14 protein-coding genes and 3 pseudogenes are annotated in these 22,584 nt (G+C 60.8%); 10 read left to right on the top strand and 7 right to left on the bottom strand.

Annotated elements, in window-relative coordinates:
* A pseudogene (locus L0B83_RS06990) lies at positions 1-218 on the bottom strand (hypothetical protein); the annotation flags it as partial.
* Between the two features lie 298 nt (positions 219-516).
* Here L0B83_RS06990 and L0B83_RS06985 point away from each other — a divergent pair.
* Positions 517-840 (top strand): PDDEXK nuclease domain-containing protein, encoded by a 324-nt coding sequence (locus L0B83_RS06985; protein ID WP_308193964.1) that lies wholly within the window; start codon positions 517-519, stop codon positions 838-840.
* 433 nt (positions 841-1,273) lie between these two features.
* On the opposite strand, the gene L0B83_RS19870 is transcribed toward L0B83_RS06985, so the two are convergent.
* Together L0B83_RS19870 and L0B83_RS06975 are read right to left on the bottom strand one after the other, a co-directional pair.
* Positions 1,274-4,186, bottom strand: a complete 2,913-nt coding sequence (locus L0B83_RS19870; protein ID WP_234757687.1) for a carboxypeptidase-like regulatory domain-containing protein — start codon at positions 4,184-4,186, stop codon at positions 1,274-1,276.
* Positions 4,187-6,592: 2,406 nt separating this feature from the next.
* A complete protein-coding gene (locus tag L0B83_RS06975; RefSeq protein WP_234757686.1) occupies positions 6,593-7,087 on the bottom strand; it encodes a DUF6650 family protein in 495 nt (164 codons plus the stop codon).
* A 328-nt stretch (positions 7,088-7,415) separates the two neighbouring features.
* Between L0B83_RS06975 and L0B83_RS06970 the strand changes: the two genes are divergently transcribed.
* Both L0B83_RS06970 and L0B83_RS06965 read left to right on the top strand, forming a co-directional pair.
* Positions 7,416-8,252 carry a hypothetical protein gene (locus tag L0B83_RS06970; protein ID WP_234757685.1) on the top strand — a complete coding sequence of 279 codons (837 nt, stop codon included), beginning with the start codon at positions 7,416-7,418 and terminating at the stop codon, positions 8,250-8,252.
* Positions 8,253-9,278: 1,026 nt separating this feature from the next.
* Positions 9,279-9,569: a hypothetical protein gene (locus tag L0B83_RS06965; RefSeq protein WP_234757684.1), complete on the top strand. Its 291-nt coding sequence runs from the start codon at positions 9,279-9,281 to the stop codon at positions 9,567-9,569.
* 131 nt (positions 9,570-9,700) lie between these two features.
* Here L0B83_RS06965 and L0B83_RS06960 read toward each other — a convergent pair whose 3' ends face one another.
* A complete protein-coding gene (locus L0B83_RS06960; RefSeq protein WP_234757683.1) occupies positions 9,701-11,293 on the bottom strand; it encodes a hypothetical protein in 1,593 nt (530 codons plus the stop codon).
* Between the two features lie 190 nt (positions 11,294-11,483).
* On the opposite strand from L0B83_RS06960, the pseudogene L0B83_RS06955 reads away from it, so the two are divergent.
* Positions 11,484-11,743, top strand: a pseudogene (locus L0B83_RS06955) (recombinase family protein); the annotation flags it as partial.
* Positions 11,744-11,981: 238 nt separating this feature from the next.
* The gene (locus L0B83_RS06950) at positions 11,982-12,698 is read left to right on the top strand and encodes a nuclease-related domain-containing protein (protein WP_234757682.1); all 717 of its coding nucleotides are present in this window, start codon (positions 11,982-11,984) and stop codon (positions 12,696-12,698) included.
* Positions 12,699-14,058: 1,360 nt separating this feature from the next.
* On the opposite strand, the pseudogene L0B83_RS06945 reads toward L0B83_RS06950, so the two are convergent.
* Positions 14,059-14,247: pseudogene (locus L0B83_RS06945) on the bottom strand (helix-turn-helix domain-containing protein); the annotation flags it as partial.
* A 105-nt stretch (positions 14,248-14,352) separates the two neighbouring features.
* The gene (locus tag L0B83_RS06940) at positions 14,353-15,690 is read right to left on the bottom strand and encodes an MFS transporter (protein WP_234757681.1); all 1,338 of its coding nucleotides are present in this window, start codon (positions 15,688-15,690) and stop codon (positions 14,353-14,355) included.
* Between the two features lie 178 nt (positions 15,691-15,868).
* Here L0B83_RS06940 and L0B83_RS06935 point away from each other — a divergent pair, with 178 nt between their 5' ends.
* The 3 genes from L0B83_RS06935 to L0B83_RS19865 all read left to right on the top strand — a co-directional run bounded on the left by L0B83_RS06935 (position 15,869) and on the right by L0B83_RS19865 (position 18,457).
* Positions 15,869-16,702, top strand: coding sequence for a shikimate dehydrogenase family protein (locus L0B83_RS06935; RefSeq protein WP_234757680.1), 834 nt, complete (start codon positions 15,869-15,871; stop codon positions 16,700-16,702).
* Between the two features lie 122 nt (positions 16,703-16,824).
* Positions 16,825-17,601: an IclR family transcriptional regulator domain-containing protein gene (locus L0B83_RS06930; RefSeq protein WP_234757679.1), complete on the top strand. Its 777-nt coding sequence runs from the start codon at positions 16,825-16,827 to the stop codon at positions 17,599-17,601.
* Between the two features lie 301 nt (positions 17,602-17,902).
* Positions 17,903-18,457 carry an IclR family transcriptional regulator gene (locus L0B83_RS19865; RefSeq protein WP_234757678.1) on the top strand — a complete coding sequence of 185 codons (555 nt, stop codon included), beginning with the start codon at positions 17,903-17,905 and terminating at the stop codon, positions 18,455-18,457.
* 1,245 nt (positions 18,458-19,702) lie between these two features.
* Here L0B83_RS19865 and L0B83_RS06920 read toward each other — a convergent pair.
* Positions 19,703-20,401 (bottom strand): glycoside hydrolase family 25 domain-containing protein, encoded by a 699-nt coding sequence (locus L0B83_RS06920; protein ID WP_234757677.1) that lies wholly within the window; start codon positions 20,399-20,401, stop codon positions 19,703-19,705.
* A 384-nt stretch (positions 20,402-20,785) separates the two neighbouring features.
* Here L0B83_RS06920 and L0B83_RS06915 point away from each other — a divergent pair, with 384 nt between their 5' ends.
* Positions 20,786-21,859 (top strand): T6SS phospholipase effector Tle1-like catalytic domain-containing protein, encoded by a 1,074-nt coding sequence (locus L0B83_RS06915; RefSeq protein ID WP_234757676.1) that lies wholly within the window; start codon positions 20,786-20,788, stop codon positions 21,857-21,859.
* A gap of 235 nt (positions 21,860-22,094) precedes the next feature.
* On the top strand, positions 22,095-22,550 hold the full coding sequence (locus L0B83_RS06910; protein WP_234757675.1) for a hypothetical protein: 456 nt from the start codon (positions 22,095-22,097) through the stop codon (positions 22,548-22,550).
* Positions 22,551-22,584: the final 34 nt, after the last annotated feature.

The following is a 22,584-nucleotide window of genomic DNA, read 5'->3' as shown; positions in this document are numbered from 1 at the left end:
GGGCCGACCGGGGCACCGGAGCGGGTGTCCAGGGCACGGAACGGGGCTACCGGCACCATAGCCCCGGCATCAGAAGCGGCTGCCGTTAGCTGCGGGACTGCAGCGCCGACCGACGAAGGGGCCGGGGTCGCGGATGCCGGGAGAACCCACAACCCGGAAGCCACGATCGAAGCCAGGACCGTCAACACGGCAAGGAACGTCGGTTTCAGAAAACGCATGCAAGCCCCCAAAAATGCGGCCACGGCAACACCTGCCGTGGTCTTGGCAGAAATTATCACGGCAGTACTCGCGAATCCAAGCGATGTCAGGCTGAGAAGCAAATGTGAACGCTACGTCAGCTGGGCAACCGAATCCGCTGCCGGCGCGGACCTTCAATCCGCTCGACTCCCCACGTTCGAAGAGGATCTGGCTGGGTTCTATGCGCTGGATGCGGCCGATGCGAACGACGTTCGTAAGGTGTCGACGACCTTTCCAGTACCTGTACTTCGTACAGCCCACCGCCTGTGAGCGAGGGGAATCGATGACTTCGGTCGTAGTCACCGTCGTACTCGCGCATCGGGAAGTACTCATCGGCCCGGAAACCTCTTATATCTTGAGTTTCCTGGGCTCTCCGGGGAGGTCGCAGAGCGGGACCTCGAAAACGCCTTCACCGAGACCCTGCGTCAGCTCGGACCCGGATTCTCCTTTGGAGGGCAGGTCCACTTCGGCGTCGAAGGCGACGCCTACTATGTCGACTTGCTGTTCTTCCACATGGATCAGAACCGGTACTTTGTCGTTGAGATGCGCTTCGCGCTGAGGGCAACCTCGTCGCGCGCTGGAATGGGTCGACTCCGACCCTGATGCGGACCCTGAGCCGAGCGCCGATTAGAGGATTAGGGGGCTGCTGCAGGTATAGGAGACATCTGTTGTGTCTAGTCGGGTCCGCGGAGGGTTTGATTGAGAACTGGGTTGGGAATACCTCGGCGAATGAGGGACAGGACTGCGGCTATTGACTATGATAATCCATTTGCCGTGTGCATATCGGCCCGTCCCCAAAACCGGTCATGGCCTATTAGTCCGTGTTCCGGAAATGAGTAGGAGAGCCGATGGCCCCGGCCCTCCTACTTTTGTTTCACGGTTTTGTTTGGGTCTGNATAATCCATTTGCCGTGTGCATATCGGCCCGTCCCCAAAACCGGTCATGGCCTATTAGTCCGTGTTCCGGAAATGAGTAGGAGAGCCGATGGCCCCGGCCCTCCTACTTTTGTTTCACGGTTTTGTTTGGGTCTGGGTGGTTATTTGAGTTGGTATCCGGAGACGTCGGCGATGATCTGCGCGGTCGATCCCCGTGCGGACTCGGTGTTGGCGATGGTGACTTTCCCGTCGGCTCCGATGGGCAGGTAGGCCATGTTCGGCACGGTCTGCCCGGTGGCGTAGTTCACGTTCGAGGATCCGGGCTTGGTGGTTCCGGAGGCGTATCCGGTGAGGAATCCGAACGAGGTCGTCTCCGTGACGGTGAGGTTGACCCAAACGCCGGCCGCGTTGGCCGGGACCCCGTTTGCTCCGGCGGCTTGGAAGGAGACCGTGCCGCCGGCCGGGACCGGGCCTGAGGATGTCCTCGTGTCAAGGACACGGGTGGGGGTGACCGGCCCGAACGCGCCGCTGGTGGCGGGTGTTCCGGGAAGGAAGTAGCCGGAGACGTCGGCGATGACCTGCGCGCTTGATCCAGCGCCGGATTCGGTGTTGGCGATCGTGACTGTCCCGTCCGGTCCCACGGGGACGACGGCGAGGTTGGGCACGGTCTGGCCCCCGGCGTAGTTCACGTTCGAGGAGACCGGCTTGGTCGAACCGGAGGCGTAGGCGGTGAGGAACCCGAAGGAGTTCGGCTGGGTGACGGTCAGGTTCACCACGACGGCCGAGGCGTTGGCGGGGATCCCTTTGACGCCCCCGACCTGGAACGAGACGGTCCCTCCGGAGCTTACCGGTCCGGAGGTGTTTCGCGTGTCCAGGAACCGGGTGGGTGCGAGCGGGGCGAAGGAGCCTGCCGCGGCCGGTGTCCCGCCGCGGTAGTAGGCCGAAACGTCGGCGATGACCTGTGCCGATCCGAAAGAGGTGGTCGCGATCGTGATTTTCCCGTCCGGGCCGACCGGGACCACGGCCAGGTTCGGTACGGTCTGCCCTTGGCCGTAGTTCACGTTCGAGGTGTTGGGCTTCTCGCTCCCGGATGCGTACGCGGTGAGGAACCCGGCGGCCTCAGTCTGGGTCACGGTCAGGTTGAGCACAACCGCTGCGGCATCTGCGGGGACGCCATGCACGCCGGCGACCTGCACGGAAACCGTCCCGCCGCCCGGAACCGGCCCAGAGGGACGCGTGTCCACGAACCGGGTCGGAGTGATCGGCGTCGAACCACCCGGAATGCCGGCAGTCGGCGTTGGCGTCGGTGTCGGGGTTGGTGTCGGGGTTGGTGTCGGTGTCGGCGTTGGTGTCGCAGCCGGAGCGTACGAGAGCGTGCCCACATCCTTCGTCGCCCCGACGGCCGCCGCGACCGTGGTCGCCTTCATCGGGTCGGTCGTGTTCCCCGAATACAACACTGGCAGACCGGTTGCGAACCCGTTCTGGTTCGCGCGGAGTATGTAATTGCCCGTGGTCAGGCCCGTGAGGTTGAACCGGCCATTTGAGTCGGTCGAACCGCCTCGGGTTATGAAGGAACCATCCGAAGTAAACGCTTCGACATTGACGTACGGCAGGGGGCTGCCGTTCGGACTCATCACCTGCCCCGTGAGCACACCTCCTTGGATCAGTTGGGTTTTGGCTAAGGTCGTCGTTTGTCCCGCCGTCACGGGCACAGGGGTAGCAGCCCCTAGCCCGGACGACTCAGGCAGACCTTGGTAGAACTGTGCCTCATCGACCGATTGAGATGTCGAGCTTTGGGTATCTCCGGACGACCCCTGGCTGATATCGGGCCGGTAAAAATCGTATGTGATGTAGTCACGGTTGAATGCCACTCGATAGTTGCCGGCGCCGAGTCCGCTCGCAGTGGTGGACCCTGGGGTCCTCCAGTCGGAGAATCCCCTTTGGACGACATAGCCCTGCGAATCCATCACGTTCAGCGTGCTCGTGGCGCCGCCCGGTGACGCTGCCACGGCGGCGGTGGAAGCGGAGATTAGACCGGAGATCGATCCGCCGACGCTGAGGGTTTCGTTCATCCCCGTCAGGGTCTGTCCCGCAGCGACGATCACTGGAGTTGCGGTGCTGGGCGTGAATGCTCCATTGAACCATTGCCTGGCAAAGGTGACGTTTGCGCCGGACGAGGTGGTCCCTGCACCTGTTGTGTCGAGCAAGTACGATCCGGGCCAGATCGGACCAAGAGTGTACGATCCATCCGGTCCGGCGTAGGCCTGCCGCAGGGCCGATGCGCCGCTGTTGAAATCCGCGATGCTGCCCGCAATATTGGCCGTTATTTGGTAGTAACCACCTGAGCCGCCGGAGGGAGTGGTTCCCGAAGGGGGGGAGATTGTGCCGGAAATGAAAGCTCCGAGGGGCAGGCTGACGTCGGCCAGCTGACTGGTTTGACCCGGCACGGCCGAGAGCACCTGCGCTGAGCTATACCGCGGAACCCCTGGATAGAACGTGTAGGGGATCTTGGGGCTGGAAAAGCGGACGGAGACCTGGGCGTATGATAGGCCGACGATTTTGTAGCTGCCGTCCGCGGCAAGAGGGGTAGCCGTCGACCATACGAACTCCCGCCCGGCCTGCACTGATACATTACTGGCAACTTCGCCGGCTGGAACGATGGCCCGCCCTTGAATGATCGCACCGGCGGGCATCGTCGTGTTCACGATGGCGGCCTGACCGTCGGCAAGGTTCCCGGATGCATACTGCTTCTGGACGTTGACAATGTTTTGGCCGTCAAAGTTCAGGCTATAGCCCGGGCTCGGGAAATTGCCGGTAATCGCCGGTAGCCCAGTAAACGAGTAGGTACCGTTCGGGGCCGGGTTTCTGGTCGGCGAGTACCAAGTCGTCCCGTCAGAGTAGCTCAACGTCACGAGGACTTTCGTGACGTCCACGCCGGCCGGGACAGTGACAGTTCCGCTGATCGAAGCGGTAGTTGAAGCTCTCGCCGGAGCGGCAGCAATGGGGCCAAGCAATGCGGCAAACATCACGGCCAGTATTGCAAAGACGAGCGGGCGTTGACGGGGGATACTCACGTGACTGGGACCTCCTGTGACATGGATAAGAATCATGTGCGGAAGGCCCAAATGATTTGTATGTCCCCCCGGCCCAGATTATACCTATCGATTGGATAATTTCGGTAGGTTCTTGAAATATGTCAATTCCAGGACCTAGCAATACGGGGTTGGCACCTGAGACGAAGTTTTCGCCTTTGCCCTTGACATGACGAAAAACGCGCGGGACGTCCTGCAGGAAACGATCCCTCAGCGTGCAGGTACGCGGACCGTCCCAACATGCGGACAGCACGGTCTTGAAGGCATACCCAAGGCTTGTCGGCTCCGGTACTCCGCAGGCCGGTCGCCCCGGCCTTTGGCGAGGCCAGGCAAAGATAGTTACCTCTCGGGGAATGCCTTTTTTCAGCCGTGTAGTTATCGAAGGTCTCTGGGGGCCCGGAGGGCGCAACTGAGAACTCGGCGCTGACGGAGCTGTGGCGGCCTGCCGAGGGTATTGCGAAGCCTGCCGGCCGACCCGTTTTCGGCGGATCGAAAATGTCCCGAAAGACCAAGGTGCAACGACAAAACGCAATGCCACCGTCGATAACATCACGTTGCCCAGCCAATTCGGCATCCTCCGCAGGGAGCATGGCGGCAAAGAGGATGGCTGTGACGATCGGCCAAAGGATGAAACGGTAGCGGGTGCATTGGTCGGCACTCTTGAGCGTTTTTGTGGCTTCTGGGCCTATCCTCGGTTGTGCGTCTTCGGTGAACCTGTCGATCCTACGGTTGCCTTTGATGAGGTGTACGTAACTTCCAGATAGGAGGCTCCGTCTGTAAGGAGGGCCCGGTCAAAGGATCCCTATCCCTCACACAAACTGCCGGGCTTCCAATCGTTCGCTTCGTGCAACAAAAGAGCAAGAAAGGGGTGTGCACAATGTGCACAGGCATACCGTCGGACCCGGCCGTACCGGTGCCGGACTGGGCCGTACTCGGCATGTTTTCGGGAGTTCCCTGTGTTTCCGGGGCCTGGAACCCGGTTTGAGTCCCACCTTGGGCACGTTTTCCCAGCTCAGGGGCCCTTTTGGGCCTCTGAGTGGGGACAGATCATCTTTTTGATGACGGTTATGGAGTCTTGGTGGTGGCCGTTGCTGTGGCCGGCTACTTCCTTTCCTTCCAGGAGCGTGGGTTGGGGTGATCATCACTCCTTCATGGGCAGTCCCGGCCCGGGCCACATGACCTGGACCAAATAGTTTTCACGGTCCCTTTCCGAGAGTCGCATCGTACGCATTGGTTTCACTCCCTCAGCTAGCCTTGGCCCCTTTGTTGCTTTCCTGCTCGTTCATGTCGGCTGAGATCTTCTGCGACATGACCTGAGCGAAATCGGTGCGGATCTTTTTCTTCGGATCGTGTGTTGCGCATCTAGTCCTTGTTCCTCTGGTCGTGTGTCGCGCAGCTTGTGGTCCTTCACTTGTTCATGGCCGATCGAGCGGGTAGCAACATGACCTAGGCCGACCGCGTGGATGTCGCTTTTCTGTGATCCGCTTCCTGTGCCATGTGGTCCTCGTTCATGCACCCGGCGATGCTTTCGTGTCCGCCCATTCGTTCATGGCCATTGCGATAGCAAGCAACATGACTTCAGACGCAACGCCGGGATTTTTCTGAGGTGCGGGTCGGATCGTTTGTGCTGAGCCTCCTTTTTTCGCTTTGTGGGCCGCCGTTCGTGGACCTCTACGCGTTCATCGCTGCTCCGTGATTAGGCAACATGACCGTTTTGGCCATGAACGCATCTGGCCTGGCAGTGATCGTGTCGTTGGGGTTGGGTGGCGTTCTGGTAGGGGACCAAGCGCCGGGTATGAGGGGCCGGAGTGCAACTTGGGGGACCGGTGGGAAGGAAAAATTTCGCGAGGAAATAAGCGACGTAGGAGCGCCGAACGAAATTTTTCGCTTGCCACCGGGGCGAAGCGCCCTGGGTTGCGCGAAGGACCCGCCCGGCGATAATGAAGCGGCAGAACGAGAGGCAGCGTGGACCCCTTCACGTCGCGGGGACGCCATATAGGGTCCCGTCTTTCGGGTGGGAACTCGGACCAGCCCCGGGCAAGGCCATGACTCAGCGTTGCGGTTGAATGTTGGATGCCGATGCCGCGGGACGTTTGCCGGAGATGGTTACGGGCGGCACCGCACGCCTTGATGAAAACCGTGACGCTGCCATGAAGACCACCAGTCCTACCCACCTCACTGCCGTTACTGGAGCAAACTGAGGTGGGTGTGCCTAGGCATCACGCCACGGCTTTGCCCAAGTAGAGGTCCTCGGGAGTTATGGCGCCGCACGAAACGTTCTTCGTGGCCTAGGCGCTTACCCAGAGATCTTCTCCCGCCCCGGCAAGCCAGTCAGCCGCAAGATGACAGACGCGGGAACGGAGGTCGCCATGCTGTCGTTGTCGCCACTCATTCTGAGGCACCGTCGAACCTCTCGAAGAACCAACCTGTCTGGTCGGGAACGATGCTGGCGAGTTCCTCTGACACTTCGAGGCCGTACTCAGCCGCCAATTCCCCAATCTGGATACCAGCTAGCCCGCGTAACCGACCGAGCGCCATGGACAGGGGGTCGGTCCCTATCGGCCGGTAGCGCCGGTCCCAGTCGTCACCCGATGGACCAATTTCGTCCATGAAGTCCCGGAACAGCCTCTGGAGCAGTTGGACGCGCCGGATCAGCTCGGGCCCGATTTCAGGGTTATCGATAAGCTTCGCGAGTTCCTTGCGTGTGTGGTCAGCGGACCCGACGCAGTGTTCCTCGATCTCTACCGAGAAGTCTTTCCAGAGCATGCGCCGGTCACCCAGTAGATTGAGGACTCGTCGGGCAATCTCCCGATCGTCGTCCTTGCGCTCCCACTGCGCCCCGCCAAAAGGCGCCGAAACGCCCGTCATCCGATACCTAGCCACGTTGCTATGGTGCCGGAGAACTGACACCGAGGGTGGACGACTCGCTATCCGCCAGGCCGATATCGAGTAGATGATGGCCGAGGCCAGAATACGCCCAAGCTGCAGTAAGGCTTGTAGAAGCGGTTAGGGCACGCTCACCGCTGCAACATATCGGGGAGGCTATACGGAATCCGGCCGAGGCGGAATCAGGCTCCATTCTGACGGAAGCCTCGGCGCATGCAGGCACATCACGGGGAGCCGGCTTACGGGCGTCGCCACGGCACGATTAGGCGTGCGACAGCTGTGCGTTTCCACAAAGTAGGCTCGATAGCGTGGAGGCAATATGCATGTGAGTATGTACTTCCGGGAGATTCGAGACTTTCTTGGATCCCGGGAAGTCTTAGACCTCGAGCTCATACACAAGCTTGAGCCTGGCCCGATTCCTGGCGATGACGACCTCGCATCAGCTATCAACCTCACACGACTTGTTCACGAGCAATTCGTGGCTTTTGGTACCGATGGCAGTCAGCGCATCGATAATGCTGAGTCTCGCGAAGTCTTGAGAGCTCTCCGGCGAGTTCTTTCTCGACACGCAACCTCTTTCGAAGTGCCATGGCGGGATTTCACTTCTTTCCGGACACATTGGATTGCAGAAGGATGTGCTGGAACCGGTGGATGGCAGGCTCGTCGCGACCTACTGGAGAAGTATTTCCGCCCGGTTTTTGAGACCTTGGAAACTGCTGAGGAGCAGCAGTTTCGTGCAGAACTGGCCGAATCGGTATCGCCACACTCGGCTATTGGCTGGCCTCTTGTCGACGAGGAGATTGAGGCTCTGCGGCAGAGATTCCGCACGGCTGCAACCCCCCAGGACTACCGCGATGTCGGGAATCGGTCTGAAGCGGTGTTGGAAGCGCTGAGCGCCATTGTCTATGACGCTGACGAGCATCTCGCGCCCGGCGAAACCGAGCCTCCGGTCGACAAGACCAATATCCGGATCGAGGCTTACGCCAACAAGGAACTGCAGGGAGGCGCTAACGAACACCTTCGTGGATTGGCCAAGAAAGCATCAGCCATGGCTCACGATGTCAAGCACTCACCCACCGGATCGCGACGTGACGCCGGCATCATCGCCGATAGTGTCATCCTCCTCGCCAACATCTTGCGCAGGCTCAAAGAAGCCTTCTAGCCGTGGGCGCACAAACGAGTTTGGCCGTGATCAGTTGCCTGGGTCTGCGTTTATTTTCTGCCCCGGCTGAGGTTGGTCAGGACCGGATCCATAAAACGCATAGAGTCTGGGAAAGACCTGTGGAAAATGAAGAAAGAGAGACCGCTGTGGCCGACCTGACCTTTAGCCAAGACTCAAAGCTGCGGCTAAGCCTGAGTTCCAGCCCAGGGCATCTCAGTCTGCTACCGGGAGTTGGTGAGCACCGGCTGATCGCAACAGTAGACGTCGAATCAATAGGGCTCCCGGAGGCTCTACCCATTCAAATCAGCGGAGAGTTGTTTGCCCAATTCGGCAATACTGAGCGCTGGACTGGCATGTTTCATCCTATGAATGTGGTGACCCTTGCGGGCCGGGCTTCAATGACCAGGGCAATAGGGACGTTCTGACGTCCGGCAGAAAAGAGATTTCCCCATAGCCGATACTGCCAATTTGATCCGCGACGAATGCTCACCGCACAGCCGTCCTGTTCAACTCTTGCGTTCCGATCCAGAAAGGCTCGAGCAACAGCATCTGCAGCAACTTTGGCCGCAAGTGGAGACGCCCAACTTTCGGTCCGCTCGAACATCGGCTTGCTCGTGATCGACCCCATCGGTCACCCCCGGAACGTTCCGAAGAGTTTTTAGCGGAACGCGCCCGGATGATTTTTACAACTACCGCCGCGGTCACAACAACAAACATGAGAACCACGACAACCATCCGAGCAGGACTTAGGGGAGGGATTGCGGCTGTTGCCGCAATTACATATAGCCAACCAACCTGCCACCAGGACGGATCTCGGTATCGAAATCCACCTCGGTATCGAATTCCCACGACTTTCCCCAATCACTCTTGCATCCGAAGGTGACGTTCGAGCCTCAGCATGGCACCCGAGGAGACCGCTGGGAACTCGTTTACAGGATCAGCTGTAAAGGACTTGTTATAGGAACATCTCATGGCCATACAAGTCCATCAAAAACGCCGGATAAACCGGTTTCCTTCTCGTGGCTTATGAACAGCACCTCGCCGTGTATCGCCCGCGATTTCGGGAAGGGCTACGTCCTCGCCGGACAGCTGCCAGGGAACCAGGTGCGATCTATCGGTGACATCCCATCCAACCCGGCCTCGGGTGACAAGCCCGGGACGAAGGTGCTCACCCTCGAGTTGGACCCGCAGGGAAGCGATCTTTCGGATCGCCTTGAGCTGTACCTTTGCGACGACAACACCTCGATCCTGGCTGGTGCTGAATTCGAGGAAGCGAAAGGCCGACTCGAGAACGTGTGGGCCGCCGCACGAGGCTGAGTCCCACCAGGATCCGCTAGCAGAGCGTCCCGCTGAGGGATCCTCTACCGAACATCCGTCACGACTCCTCTCTGAATCATGAGCGGCGGTGCCCCAAACTGTTGCTGGCGTCGCCCTTCACCGGCAGTAACTTAGTGGCCAGTAGTGACTTGAGTTGCAATGAGCGTGAGGTAGGAGATGTAGCCGGCGGTCGCGGCGATCGCGATTGCGACGACGCTGAGTGCGGCTGCCCACCGCTGGGACCTTATCCCTGACAGAGAGCTCGTCAGCGATGCTACAACTTCGAGGCGCTCGGTCATCGAACGGTCTGCTTCGAGCAGGTCTTTTAGTGACTCGGCCTGCCTCCTTGCCAACCCAGAGAGAACGTCATCCTCCTGTGTGTTCGAGTCGCTCGGCTCGATCCGCAGGCGTGGCACGTCCCTCTCATAGCGGCGGCGGTCGGAGGTGAACTCGTTAATCCCCGTTGCGATGGCGTCCAAGTCGATGCTGTTGGTCAGCACGGTGCGGCGGAGCTCTTTAATGCTGCGCACCGGCGAACGGCCGTCGTGGATGCCGTTGGCAAGGTCGCGCGACCGATTCATCCCACGGACCTTGACATCGATGAGCTGGCTGATGGCAAGTCTGATCAATAGGGATCGTCCCCACCCATCGGCTTCCAGGGCAGTCGCGATCGCCTCGGCTGAACGCGTCTGACCCCAGTAGTGTTCGAACGTCTCGTTTGGGAAGACTGCACTGTAATTCGCGCAGAGCGTCCACCGGAAGATGTCCTCGCCAAGGGCTTCCTTCTGGTCGAGCCTGAACTCCGGGGAGTCCGCCAGTACAATCCTGCCGTTGGCAAGGCGGCTCAGGCCGAGGGCGGATCGGAGGCCTGAATCTTTGGGGTCGAAATCGGCGAGTGGATCGTACCTGTGGGTGAGCAGCACATCCAGTACAGGCAACTGTCCTTCGCCTTCGGTTGCAAAGATTCCCGGCGCCTTACCGACGAGCCACTGACGGGCCTCAGCGTGGATCCGGTCTCGCTCTCGGAGGACGGCTCCTACAGCCTCATCACGTCTGGTCCGTATCCGGATCCTTCCGCCTGGACGCTCCAGACGGGCTTGGTAATCCGCCCGCAGTGTGTTGTCCAGACGGTCTTTCCCGTCCTTGTCGAGGAAGCATGTTGCGACTACTACGGTCAGGGCCGGGGCAATGGTGACGAGCCAGACCTCAATGCGCCCGATGCCTTCGGGTAGACGTTCACTTTGGGCTCCCCCCAACGGCGGCAGGGTTTTCGAAGCGATGTCGACGAACGTTCCAACTCGCCCAGAGGAGAATGCGTTCACTTCGCGAGCACGGCGGAGGCGGTCCTGCAAGTTGTCTCCCGTGAGCGTTCCCCATGAGTCCGCAGGCCATGAGCGGCTCTGGAGCGCTTCGGTGAGGCCTGAGGCGTAGCTCGGGCTGTAGAACTCGGTCACCCAGAGTATGGGCAGCTCGACTCGCTCGTCTGAGGGGACTACAAGGTTCCGGGACGGGTCGTCACGGCTCGCCGAGAGCTCCCGCTCGTGCAGTTGCTTGGCCAGCATCTGATTTTGCATGGCATGGCTCGCTGCACGGAAGAACTTTCGGTTCGACCATCTCGGGTCGTAGGCCAACCGCCTCTGGGCCCTCGCCAGAAGGCCCTCCTTAAGGCTGATCTCGGGACGGTCGGGGGAAACCCTGTCCGCGCCATCTTCTTGCATAGTCATAGTCCGATCGTAGGGTCATCTCCCAGTCATAGTCGCGATGACCATTATCTCAGTGCCCGTAAGCCGGTCCTCGACCGGACAGTCCGTCAGTGGATCTGCACCCTCGAGGCTCCGGGCCGTGGGCTGTCCCGTAAGACCAGTCCGGTGATCTGACCGGTGAGGGGGCCATATATGGCACGCTGCTCTACACATATCTGAACTGCTGGTCGGTTACGCAAGAGTCTCTCTGAGGAACAGGACCTCACCGCACAGTGGGATGCCCTGTCAGCTTTGGGTATTGAGCCCAAACGGCTCTATGTCGAGCACGGTCTCGCCGGCCGAGACAGGAACCGTCCGGGGTTGCGTGAAGCTCTGGCCGCTTGCCGCGCCGGCGGCACCTTCGTGGTGACCAAACTGGACCGGCTCGCCCGCTCCGTCCGGGATGCGCATCAGATTGCTGACGACCTCGCCGGCGTGAAGTGAAGGCTCCTGAGCATGTTACGGTCGTGAGTTCTTCCGATCGGGGCCTTCCGTTGGCAGACTGTTCCCGTGCCCAAGAGAATTCTCGTCTCCTGCCCAACGCTGATGACGCACGGCGCGTGCTCGTGAAGCAGTTGCGGCTTCGTTATGCCGGAACCTGCCGGATGTGCGGCGCGTCTCTTCCTGCCGGGACCGAAGCGACGTACGAGAGCGAGACGAAGACGGTCTTGTGTCCCGCGTGCCCCCACGAGGCCACGGGACCCTACTTCCGGATCTCGAACACCCGTCTGCCGAGCTCTCGCCCGCCGGAGCCGGAGTCGCCGGGTCGCCGGCACGACGCGAATACGAGCGGCGCACAGCCAAAGATGAGGCGAGACTCCGCGAGAAATGGGGTCGCTTGGGTAGCCTCGCCGTCGCACTCTCGGACGAGCGGCAAAGCACCAAGGCCTGGGAACGGGGTGCCATCGGTGAGGAGCGCCTCGGGACCCGGCTCAACTCCCTGGCCACCGATAGCATCGCAGTTCTTCACGACCGTCTTATCCCCGGTTCGAAGGCCAACATTGACCATATCGTCATCACCGGCAGCGGGATATGGGTGATCGACGCCAAGCGGTACAACGGCAGGCCCGAGCTGAAGGTCGACGGCGGGATCCTTCGACCGCGCGCCGAAAAGCTTCTCGCCGGCCGGCGCGACTGCACGAAATTGGTCGACGGGGTCCTCAAACAAGTCGACGTGGTGCGCAACCTCCTCACGGATGTCCCGGTCACCGGGGCGCTGTGTTTCGTCGAAGCCGCTTGGCCGCTCATCGGGGGTGCATTCTCAACCCGCGGAGTCCACGTACTGTGGCCGCGGCGGCTAGCCGAACATCTGGCAAAGGAGAGAGCCGGAGACATCGATGTAGGCGCCATTCGCGGGTCGCTCACCGCTCTCCTCAAATCTGCCTAACAGTTTCAAAGGGCGGCTTTCCCGGCCACGTTCGGAACCATGAGCCTGCCGGGAGGGACGGGCACGCCAGTTAGCCTAGTCCTGTGCGTGGCTTCGGCATATGTTTTGTCTTCGATGACGGGCCAGCTGGACGGGCGATTTCCAATCGTTCGGGACCTGATTCATAGATCGTCCGCCCAACCCGACATGCAAAGGCCCTGGGTTTCCCTGCACACCTTCGGGCGAGGTTCACCCATGCTGGCGTTGTGGCGTTTGCGTGATCCGGGCACGGCGTCATGCAGTGGTTCGTTGTTGGAACCATGAATGCGTGAAGGAGGTGAGCTACTAGTGAAATGTGACCGGACCGTGGAGTCATCCCTGAACGGCGGGGCGCCAGCGGGAGTGAATACTGCCACCTGTGCCAGGCTCTCCTTGAGCCTGTCCGGAGCATGCAAGGGCATAGAAAAGAGGGTGTGCACAATGTGCACACCCTCGCCGTCGGACTCGGCCTTACCGGTGCCGGACCGGGCCGTACTCGGCATGTTTTCAATACTTCCCAGTTTTTCCGGGGTCTGGAACCCGGTTCGAGTCCCACCTCGGCACGTTTTCCCAGCTCAGGGGCCCTTTTTGGGCCTCTGAGCGTGGGGCGAACGGTATTCTCTTGGCCTGCCCCATTGGGGTGTCTATCTGTCTTCGGCTCTCTCCGTACTCAGTTGGGGTTCTGGTTGTGTTGGCTCCTGGTCTTTCATGGCGGCAGAGAGCCCGGGCGACATGACTTGCGCGCAACAAGAGCCGGATCCCCTTGAACGGACGACCTGTCCAGTCGATGGCGGCAGACTCTCGTACCGCGTTCACAAGTTCTGCGCGATCTCCTTAAGCAGGTCGTCGCCGAGCTCGAACCCTAGCCTGATCGGTCACCGGGCAAAATAGCCCGTTCCGCGATTCCCTTCTTGGGGTCTGCTCGCAGAGCCCGGCGACTGGATATCCCGATCCGCGTGGCAATCGAAACCAGCCACGGACTCCTCGCACAATTTCCCGTGGTGAAATTTCCAGACCATGTGACCGTCTCGGCAGGGCTAATCACGCACGCCTACTTGCTGGCCTGGCGGCAAGTTGGGCACATGGGCTGTCAGCTTTGTTTCCGTCACGACGACGTCGGTCGCCGCGACGCCTCCGAATTCGATCCCAGGTGCTCAGTCCGATCTCCAGGATAGTGATCTCTGCACCATTCGGACCGTGCTTCGGTGTCACATCGGTGGCACCGATGGATGGAATCGAATCGCTCCTTCGGCGAGGTTGTCGCGCCTACTTCCAGTCCCATTCATTAACTGGCATGCGCGGGTATTCATATGCCGGGAGTAGCGATTGGCAGACACTTCAAGGCAATTGATATCATGCCGTTTTGACCCAGGGCCCGATGCCGGTCTACCCATATCTTGGCCGTCACCGGCGAGCATCGGAACCGCTCAGATGCCCGGTGGAGCGTCCATCCCAGCTCGATGGCCAAATACGCGAGCTTTCCCCTGGCCTTCGGTGTGAGGTCGGCGTTGGCATGGGTAACGGAGAGCACGAGGGCCTCCTGGGTATCAAGAGGAATGTGGTAGCCCAAATCGATACCGGAGGCCCTCGCCCTTTACATCTGCCACGCTGTTCACATTGTCCGTGCGAATAAAAGCTAGTTTACGTGGTTCCCCAGCTCCCGGAGCGGTGTTTTGGCGGTTTCGCGGGCCCACCAGGCGCCTGCCACCGCAAGGATCGAGGACCCGGCCACGATCCAGGCGGCCGGTCCCCAGTTGGCCTTGTCGGCACCCACCAGGGCGGTGCCGAGCAGCGGGGTGAAGCCGGCGCAGAGGATGCCGATTTGGAGTCCGATCGCCATGCCCGAGTAGCGGACCTTGACATTGAAGAGTTCGGAGAACCAGGCGGGGTAGATGGCGTTGGACATGGCGTAGGTTCCTGCGGTGATCAGGGTACTGGTCAGGAAGATCATGGGGACGTTCGCCGTGGAGATCACCGAGAAGTAGATGAAGATCATGGCTCCGGAGCCAAGCACGCCGCCGATGAAGATCGGGCGGCGGCCGAACGTGTCTGACATTCGCGCCATCAACGGCTGGGTTGCGATCGCCAGGACGTTGCCCAGGATGCTGACCCACAGCATGGTGGAGGCCGGGACACCCACTGAGACCGCGTACGCCAGGCCGAAGGACTGCATGAAGGTGTTGGTAACTGTTTCGAATGACATCAGCGCCACCTGGAAGAACTGTGCCGGGTGCGTCTGGAACATCTTGGCGAACGGGAGCTTCACTAGTTCACCATGGTCGTGCTTTTCTTCGAAGACCTCCGGTTCCTCAAGCGAACGCCGCACCAGGTAGGCGACGATCAGCACGACGAGGGAGAGCCAGAACGGGATGCGCCAGCCCCAGGCGAGGCGGTCGGACTCGCTCATGGCGGCGACGGGGAGGAAGGCCAGGGATGCCAGGACGATGCCGGCGGAGATGCCGCTCATGGAGAAGCTGGCGAAGAAGCCGCGGCGGCCCATGGGTGCTTCTTCCGTGGAGAGGGCCGAGGCGCCTGCCGTTTCGGCCCCTGCGGACAGGCCCTGCATCAGGCGTAGCACCACCAGCAGCGCAGGGGCCCAGTAGCCTGCGGCGTTGAAGTCGGGAAGGGCGCCGATCAGGAAGGTTGCGCTGCCCATGAGCACCAGGGTGAGAACGAGGGTGTTCTTGCGGCCGATCTTGTCTCCCAGGTGGCCGAAAAAGACCGCACCGAACGGACGTGCGACATAGGCGACACCGAACGTGGCGAAGGAGGCGATCAGCGCCACGGTGGCGTCGCCGGCGGGGAAGAAGATCTTCGAGAAGACCAGCGATGCTGCCGTGGCATAGATGAAGAAGTCGTAGTACTCCAGGGCGCCCCCGAGGAACGCGGCAAAGGCGGCCTTTTTGGCGCGCTTGAGTTGCCGCTCGGCTCCGGTGGGCTTCAGGGCCTCTGACCCGGCTGCGAGATTTGTCATGTGTTGGGATCCTTCCACGCTGAAGGCGGAGTCTTTGATGGTTTTTCAAAGTTTGTTCGCATAACGAACAACTGTGCGTAATGCGTTGGGAAGAGCATACTAGGTGGTGAGGTGTACCACAACGCTTCGCAACCTCTCCTTGATGCATTGTCAAATGCTCGGCCACGAAAGGCGTCTCATGACCAACTCCATGGCACTCAGCAGGCTGTTCCTCATCGGCTCGGCGGCATCCCAGGCGAAGTCGCCGGGTCTATGGAATCCGGTTCTACAACGCCTCGGTACGGACTGGGCATACGAGCCGTGGGATGTGCCGCTCAACGGTGACCTCCTTTGCGTTCGGAACCGATTGCTGGAGCCGGACGTAGTTGGCGCGAACGTGACCATGCCCCACAAGCACTGGGCCGCCGAGACCGCCGACCATGCCACTCCGGAAGTCCTCATGAGTGGAGCCTGCAACCTCCTGCTTCGTAGGGATTCGGCCCTCCACGCGCACAACACGGACATCAGTGCGGTCCGTGCGCTGGTTGGTGAAGGCTTCCAGCGGCACGTTCTCTTGATGGGGGCCGGTGGGGCGGCCAGGGCCGTTCTGGTCGCTATCAGAGAGCAAGTCGGCGCTGTCACAATCACCGACAGGGACTCCCACGCCACGGACGAGTTGCTCGCGGTGGCCAAGAAGTTGGGGATCGATGCCCGCGCCGTGTGCTGGGAAGAGGCACAGGGGCTGGCTGCCGGGGCCTCACTCGTTGTTAATGCAACCCCGATCGGAAAAAACGCCTCGGACGCGCCCGTTTGGGGTGAGGGGAGGCTCGCCCCTGGCGCGCTCGTCTACGACTTCGTTTATGCGCCGCATGTGACCGCGAGCATTGCCAGAGCGCGCGAGTTTGGGGTTCGACGCATAGATGGATGGGACCATCTCCGCGAACAGGCAGTAGCGATGGTCGCCCTACTCGGACTGGAAAAGCGCGCTTACGCGTTGCTGCAGGAATCTTTGGAGCTCGTTCGAGGACATTAGACGGGAAAGGAGCGGAGGTTTGCAGCCCTCCCGCCGCACGCCCGATAGGATCGGAGCGGCTCTGAAAACCAGCGCGCCCGTACGGGCCAGCCAAAAGTTCGGAGAGGACAACGACACAGCTCATGGAGGAGCAGGCAGCCTATTTTGTGAAGTCGGTTGAGAAGGCGTTCGACGTTCTGCTCGCCTTCAGTCCTGAGCACCCGCAGCTAACCGTTTCGCAAATTGCAGCCCGGACCGATATGACCAGAGCTTCTGCCCGGCGGTTCCTGATGACATTGGCGGATCTCGGCTACCTTCGGGCCGACGGTCCGACCTTCGAGCTGACCGCCCGGTCACTGGACATCGGCCGGTCCTACCTGACTGGATTGACGCTGCCGGGAGTAGCCGAGCCGCATTTGAAGGCCCTTGCATCGACGCTGAATGAGACTACGGCCTTGTGTATCCTGGACGGCCCAGATGTTGTCTACGTGGCCTGTGTTCCCTCGCCACGCTTGCTACGCATCTCAATAACGGTGGGGACGAGATTTCCTGCCTGGGCCACGTCGATGGGCCGGGTGCTCCTTGGGGGGTTGCCCGAACCCGATCTCGAAAAATATTTGCAGACCGTTCAGATACACCGCTACACCAACCGATCCCTGAGTGACGTCGAACAGCTCCGCGCCGAAGTAAAAGCGGCCCAGGATAAGGGCTGGTCCATGGTGGCGGAGGAGCTGGAGGAAGGGTTGCGCGGCGTCGCAGTACCCGTGCGGCGGGGAAGTGAGATTGTGGCGGCCGCCAACGTTTCCCTGCAGACGCACCGGGCATCATCAACTGAGGTCGAGAAAACTGTCCTTCCTCAACTGAAACAGACGGCCGGGAAAATAGCACTCGACTACAGCGGCCCAGCCTCCAGGCATTAGTCCACGTACGAGGGCGATCCCGTTGCCGCATCACGAGAGCCGTGAAAGCATTCAGCATGGCCTTGACCAATCGACAGAACTGGCAGGTGGCCGACCACAGGCGCGGAAAGCCGGACATGATAGGAAAGGCTCTGGGTCTTGTCGTGATGCTTGGTGAGCCTCCAGGCCCGACTACGGCAGCGGATCTGGCACGCCGGGGGGCCTGCCGTTCAGTACGACGTACCGGATTCTGCAGTCACTGCAGCTGACCGGGTTCGGCGACTTTGATCCGAAGAACAAGAAATACAGCCTGGGGCTGCGGGTGTTCCAGCTTGGACTGAGCGTCTCCAATGCATTGGGCTTCGAGGGGACCGCATCGCCCATCTTGTCGGCCCTGACTGATAAGACGCACGAAGGGTCCAGTCCCGGGGTTCTTGATGCTGATCGCTTTCTCACGGTTGCAAAAATCGATGGACCCAAAAACTTCAGGGTTGCCGGTAATCCTGGTCTTCGCGGCTACCTGCATTGCTCGGCCGTCGGCAAGGCGCTGTTGGCCTTCGCCAGCGACGACGTCCGAGAGGGGCTCATCGAGGTAATCGATCTCCCAGCCCTCACGCCCAAAACAATCATCAGCCGCGAGGCACTGCGCGAGGAGATCCACCAAGTCCGCTGGCAAGGTTATGCGGTCACGGACGAAGAAAACGACATCGGCACGCGAGCCGTTGCGGTCCCGGTCCTGGATGAAGCAAGGCGAGCGGTTGCAGCCATTTCCTGCACAGCCCCAACTGTCCGGATGAGTGTTGAGGAACTAACTGCGCAACTGCCAGTGATGCAGGTCGCCGCGGGGGAGTTGGCTGCCCGGCTTCCACGTCGCTAGGCCGTGCCGCCAAAAGTTCTTCCCTTCGCAGGATGGGCAGACGGAAAGAAAACTCCGATGCTGCGCTCGACAGGACTCCACCAGCACCTCCAGCTTCGAGCGGACTATCCATTGACCCGCTAGCTTGGGAACCTGCTGTTCTGTGCACGCCACGGGCGTGCGCGCTGGAGTAAGGTCGCGTCCACCGGGTCATCGATATGGGCAAAGACATGCGACGGCTGACTAGCGTACGCAAGCACGCATCACCTCACACTTGGAGCGACCGCCGGCCGTCTTCTTCGGGTCTTGGTCATCCAGGTACCAGGGTGCTTCGCGCTGGATGAGTTTCGGTTTGCGCGTGAGTTTGCGATGTTCGTGTTGAGGAGAGTGGAGCTGGACAGCCCGATCCTGAGCGAGGCGATCCGCCTCGCGAACTTCACCGACGAACTCGGCGTCGACGGTATCATCTGGTACCTGCGCAACGTCGGCGGACACTGGCAGCAGTGCAAGTGGATAAGAGGGAGTCGTGGGCGGCGGTCTGCGCCCGTGCAAAGCCGAAGCCCAGCGCGGTCGTCCCGAGGACCCTCGGCCTCCGGTGAATGAAAACCACCGCTTTGCATGGCCGTGACTGTTGCAAAACTGGGTGCATGGACATGATTCGGGTTGGCCCCGCTGCCGGGTGGTTATCGACAACCATGTCGTTTGAGTCGGCGCAGAGTTGCGGGATCCGGTCCCTCCGGTCCAAGCCGGGTCTAAGACGTCGTGGGGAAAACTTTCATCGGGGTCAGTCCGACCGGTTTTTGATCGGTCAGCCCGTACGCGGGGTTGTCGAAGACGCTTCCGGCCAGACCGACGGTCATCGGGAACGAATCCGCGGGGATTTTCCCGCGTGACCGCGGAGCTGGCCGGGGGTACACCGATGGCCCATCCGGTGGCCAGGTCCCGTTTATCACGGACACGGTGCCACTCCTATTGGTCACGTAGACCGCGTGACTCCCCGGGGCAACTGCAACGTCGTACGAACCAATAGCCGAATTGCTCCCAATGATGGTGCCGGTCATCGTGGTCCCGTTGATGACGGACACTGTGCTGCCTACCGCCAGGGGTGCCCATTTCGGGCGAGGTAGGGCTCCGCCGGTTGCCCAACAGGCGCGACGCAGCCGGCCACATCAATTTGAACGAGGCCGTGAAGCTGTACGAGCAGTACACGGGTCGGGTTTCCTCCGTGGACGGCACGGCAAAGGATCCGGGCTGCGGTGGCGGGCTTTAGTTCAGGAAGGTTGCGTTGAAGGAGTCCAGGTCCACCATGACGCCGTTGAGGTTTTGGTTGAATTTCTGCTGCACGCCGACGCGCATCGTGGCAGGTGTGTTCCAGCCCCCATATTGGACCGGGGCAGGGGAAAGGTAGTTGGCTCTCCATGTGTTGTAGTTGATGTTGCGGGTGTCGGTGTCCCAGAGCGGGACGTCCGAGAAGGCAGTGCTGTTGTTCATCAGTTGCGGCCACATCCCCGACCCGGAATAGATGACGGGCCGCACGCCCGTGGCCTTAACGCCGTCGACCATGGCGCGGGTGACTTGTGGGCCGCCCGTTTCGGCGTCGGGGGCGAAGAACTGGAGCTGGGATGCGTAGGGGCCGGCCGCGTTGATCCCGCCTTGCCAACAATTGGGATCCCGCGTGTATACGGCAATTTTTAGGCCGGCGTCGAGGGCCATTTTGAGCTGGGTCTGGGTCCGTGACCAAGGGTCGCAGGTACCCCAGGCTGTCGAGTGCATGATATACAGTCGGAATCCGGCGCGGTATGCCCTTGAGAACCATGCGGGATCGGTGATAGTGCTTGCGGTGTCTAGGACTTTCACGGAAGGGTCCGCCGCGTTCGCCGCTGGCGGCGAAACGAGGCTGAGGAGGATCAGCAGGGCCGTCATGAGGGCGACGGCGCTTCTGGCAGTGGTCTTGGTGCTGGTCAAGGGGGACTCCTTGGAGGGAGCTACTGAGTGTGTGGTGCGCGGCGGTGGTGCGCAGGTCCCGGGCCCCGGTTCCCGGTAGACGGCAATGCGTCTTCGATTCTGATGGGATGCGAGAATCTAGGAATCTAGGCTATGCAGACGCTTCGTCGTGGGACAAGGCTGCGCGCAAAGTTTTCGAGCGGTCTTCGGGACGGACGTACACGGGCAGATCTTTTGCGCGCGGAACCCGTTTCACCAGCAACCGGGAAAAGGCCTCCTTGGTGGCTGAAGGGCAGGAAGACGGGGGCAGGGGGCCTTGCGACTCAATGCAAGCATGTCCATTGAGTTGGCTGCGGTGTCGAATCCAATTGAGGTAAGTCGGATTTTTCACCCCAAGGAGGAATAATGCACAAACGTCTCATTGTGTGCTGCGACGGTACCTGGGCGACTCCAGACCAAACCGATGACGGGCGCCCGTGCCCCACCAACGTCACGAAACTCGCACTAGGGATCGACAGCAAGGGTGCCAACCAAACCGGCGATGAGATCGAGCAGAGGGTCTTTTACCACAGAGGCGTTGGCACCGGCCGCAGGGAACGCCTCGGCGGGGGCGCCTTTGGCGCAGGTCTCTCCCGCGACGTTCTCGCGGCTTACCGGTTCATCCTCGAGAACTACCAACCGGGGGACGAGCTGTTCCTCCTCGGCTTCAGCCGAGGCGCTTACACCGCACGCAGCGCGGCAGGCCTTATCAGGAACGCGGGCATCCTTCGCCGTCGTTTCCGAAGCCGCCTCCAAGAGGCCTATGCCCTCTACAGGGATCGCACCCCTACCACCAATCCCCGGGCCATCGAAGCCACCTTGTTTCGCCGTTCTTACTCCCACGAGACCCGCATTCGCTGCATAGCGGTCTGGGATACCGTGGGTGCCCTCGGGATTCCCCTTACTGGTCTCCCAGGAGTCGATGTATTCAACCGCCGCTGGCAATTCCACGACACGGACCTCTCCACCACCGTGGATCACGCCTTCCAAGCCCTCGCCATCGACGAAAGACGCAAGCCGTTTGTTCCGTGTATCTGGCGCCGGCAGGATGACGCCGGTGAACAGCAGCTCGAGCAGGTCTGGTTCGCAGGCACTCATGGAGATGTTGGGGGAGGGAACCGGGATTCCTCCTTGTCTGACTTCGCCTTGATGTGGATAGCCGACCGCGTCCAGTCCTGCGGGCTGGCGTTCCGACCCAAAGCTTTCCAAGGAGCCATCGAACCCGGAGCTGGCTACACCATCGACGTCGATCCAGATGTCACCGGTCGTATCCACGAGTCCCGGAGCGGGTTTTGGCGGCTCCTTCCGGCCTATGTACGACCAATCGGGCCGCAGGATCCGGACCATGAACGCGTGGCAGACGCCGCTTTGAAGCGCTATGACATCGACTCGGACTATCGTCCACCCAACCTGGTCAGGTACTTGGACGGGGGTACATGATGCCTGACCGTCACCCTTTTTGAAGCGAGACCACAGACACGTCGCTGCATGGGCATTCTCAGACGATGCTTCGCCTACAGCTACGCGGGCATTTTGATGAGTCAACGCGGGGGTTGACAGGCTGAAAGTGGGGGTCGAAACTTTCGCTCAGCCGGGTTGCAATACTCAGGCGGAGGCTCATATGGCTAGGGACGCTCGGACGGAAAGAGTTCAGGATCCAAGGCAATTCCCTTGGATGTGGGTTATCGTTGTCGTCCCCGGAATCCTGGTAGTTATCGCAGCGCCCATCGTGGAACTTAACACCTTCACGGGTTTGGGGTCCTTCAAGGATCTCGGGTACATCATCGGACTCGGTTGCCTCGTCGTTTTCACGTTTTACGGCATCTGGGGTTATGAACGGGCGTATCGGCAGGAGTCGGGTGCGGTCGCCATGCGCGACGCCATCGCGGCCACGGTTGTTCTTTTGTACCTCGTCCTGACATCGTGGGCTGTGTTTTGGGGTCCTGCGTCAGGAGTGAATACAACGTCCGAAGAACTGCTGAAGAGCTTCACGTCGCTTACCTCCGTCGTTGTGGCTTTCTACTTTGGTTCTGTCACCGTCGATCAAGCCTTGAAGCGTCGGCCGCCGAGGCCGGGGGCGTCGGCGGTTGCGAGCGGGACAAACGCGGACCCCACGGGCCGGGAGGGCTAACTTCCTCCATTTTGTCCGAGGAGCATGGAGTTGT

It is taken from the genome of Arthrobacter alkaliphilus, assembly GCF_021483235.1.
In the GTDB taxonomy this organism is placed as follows: domain Bacteria; phylum Actinomycetota; class Actinomycetes; order Actinomycetales; family Micrococcaceae; genus Arthrobacter; species Arthrobacter alkaliphilus.
The sequence above is the reverse complement of the archived record's forward strand: the minus strand, read 5'-3'. Positions and strand labels throughout refer to the sequence as shown.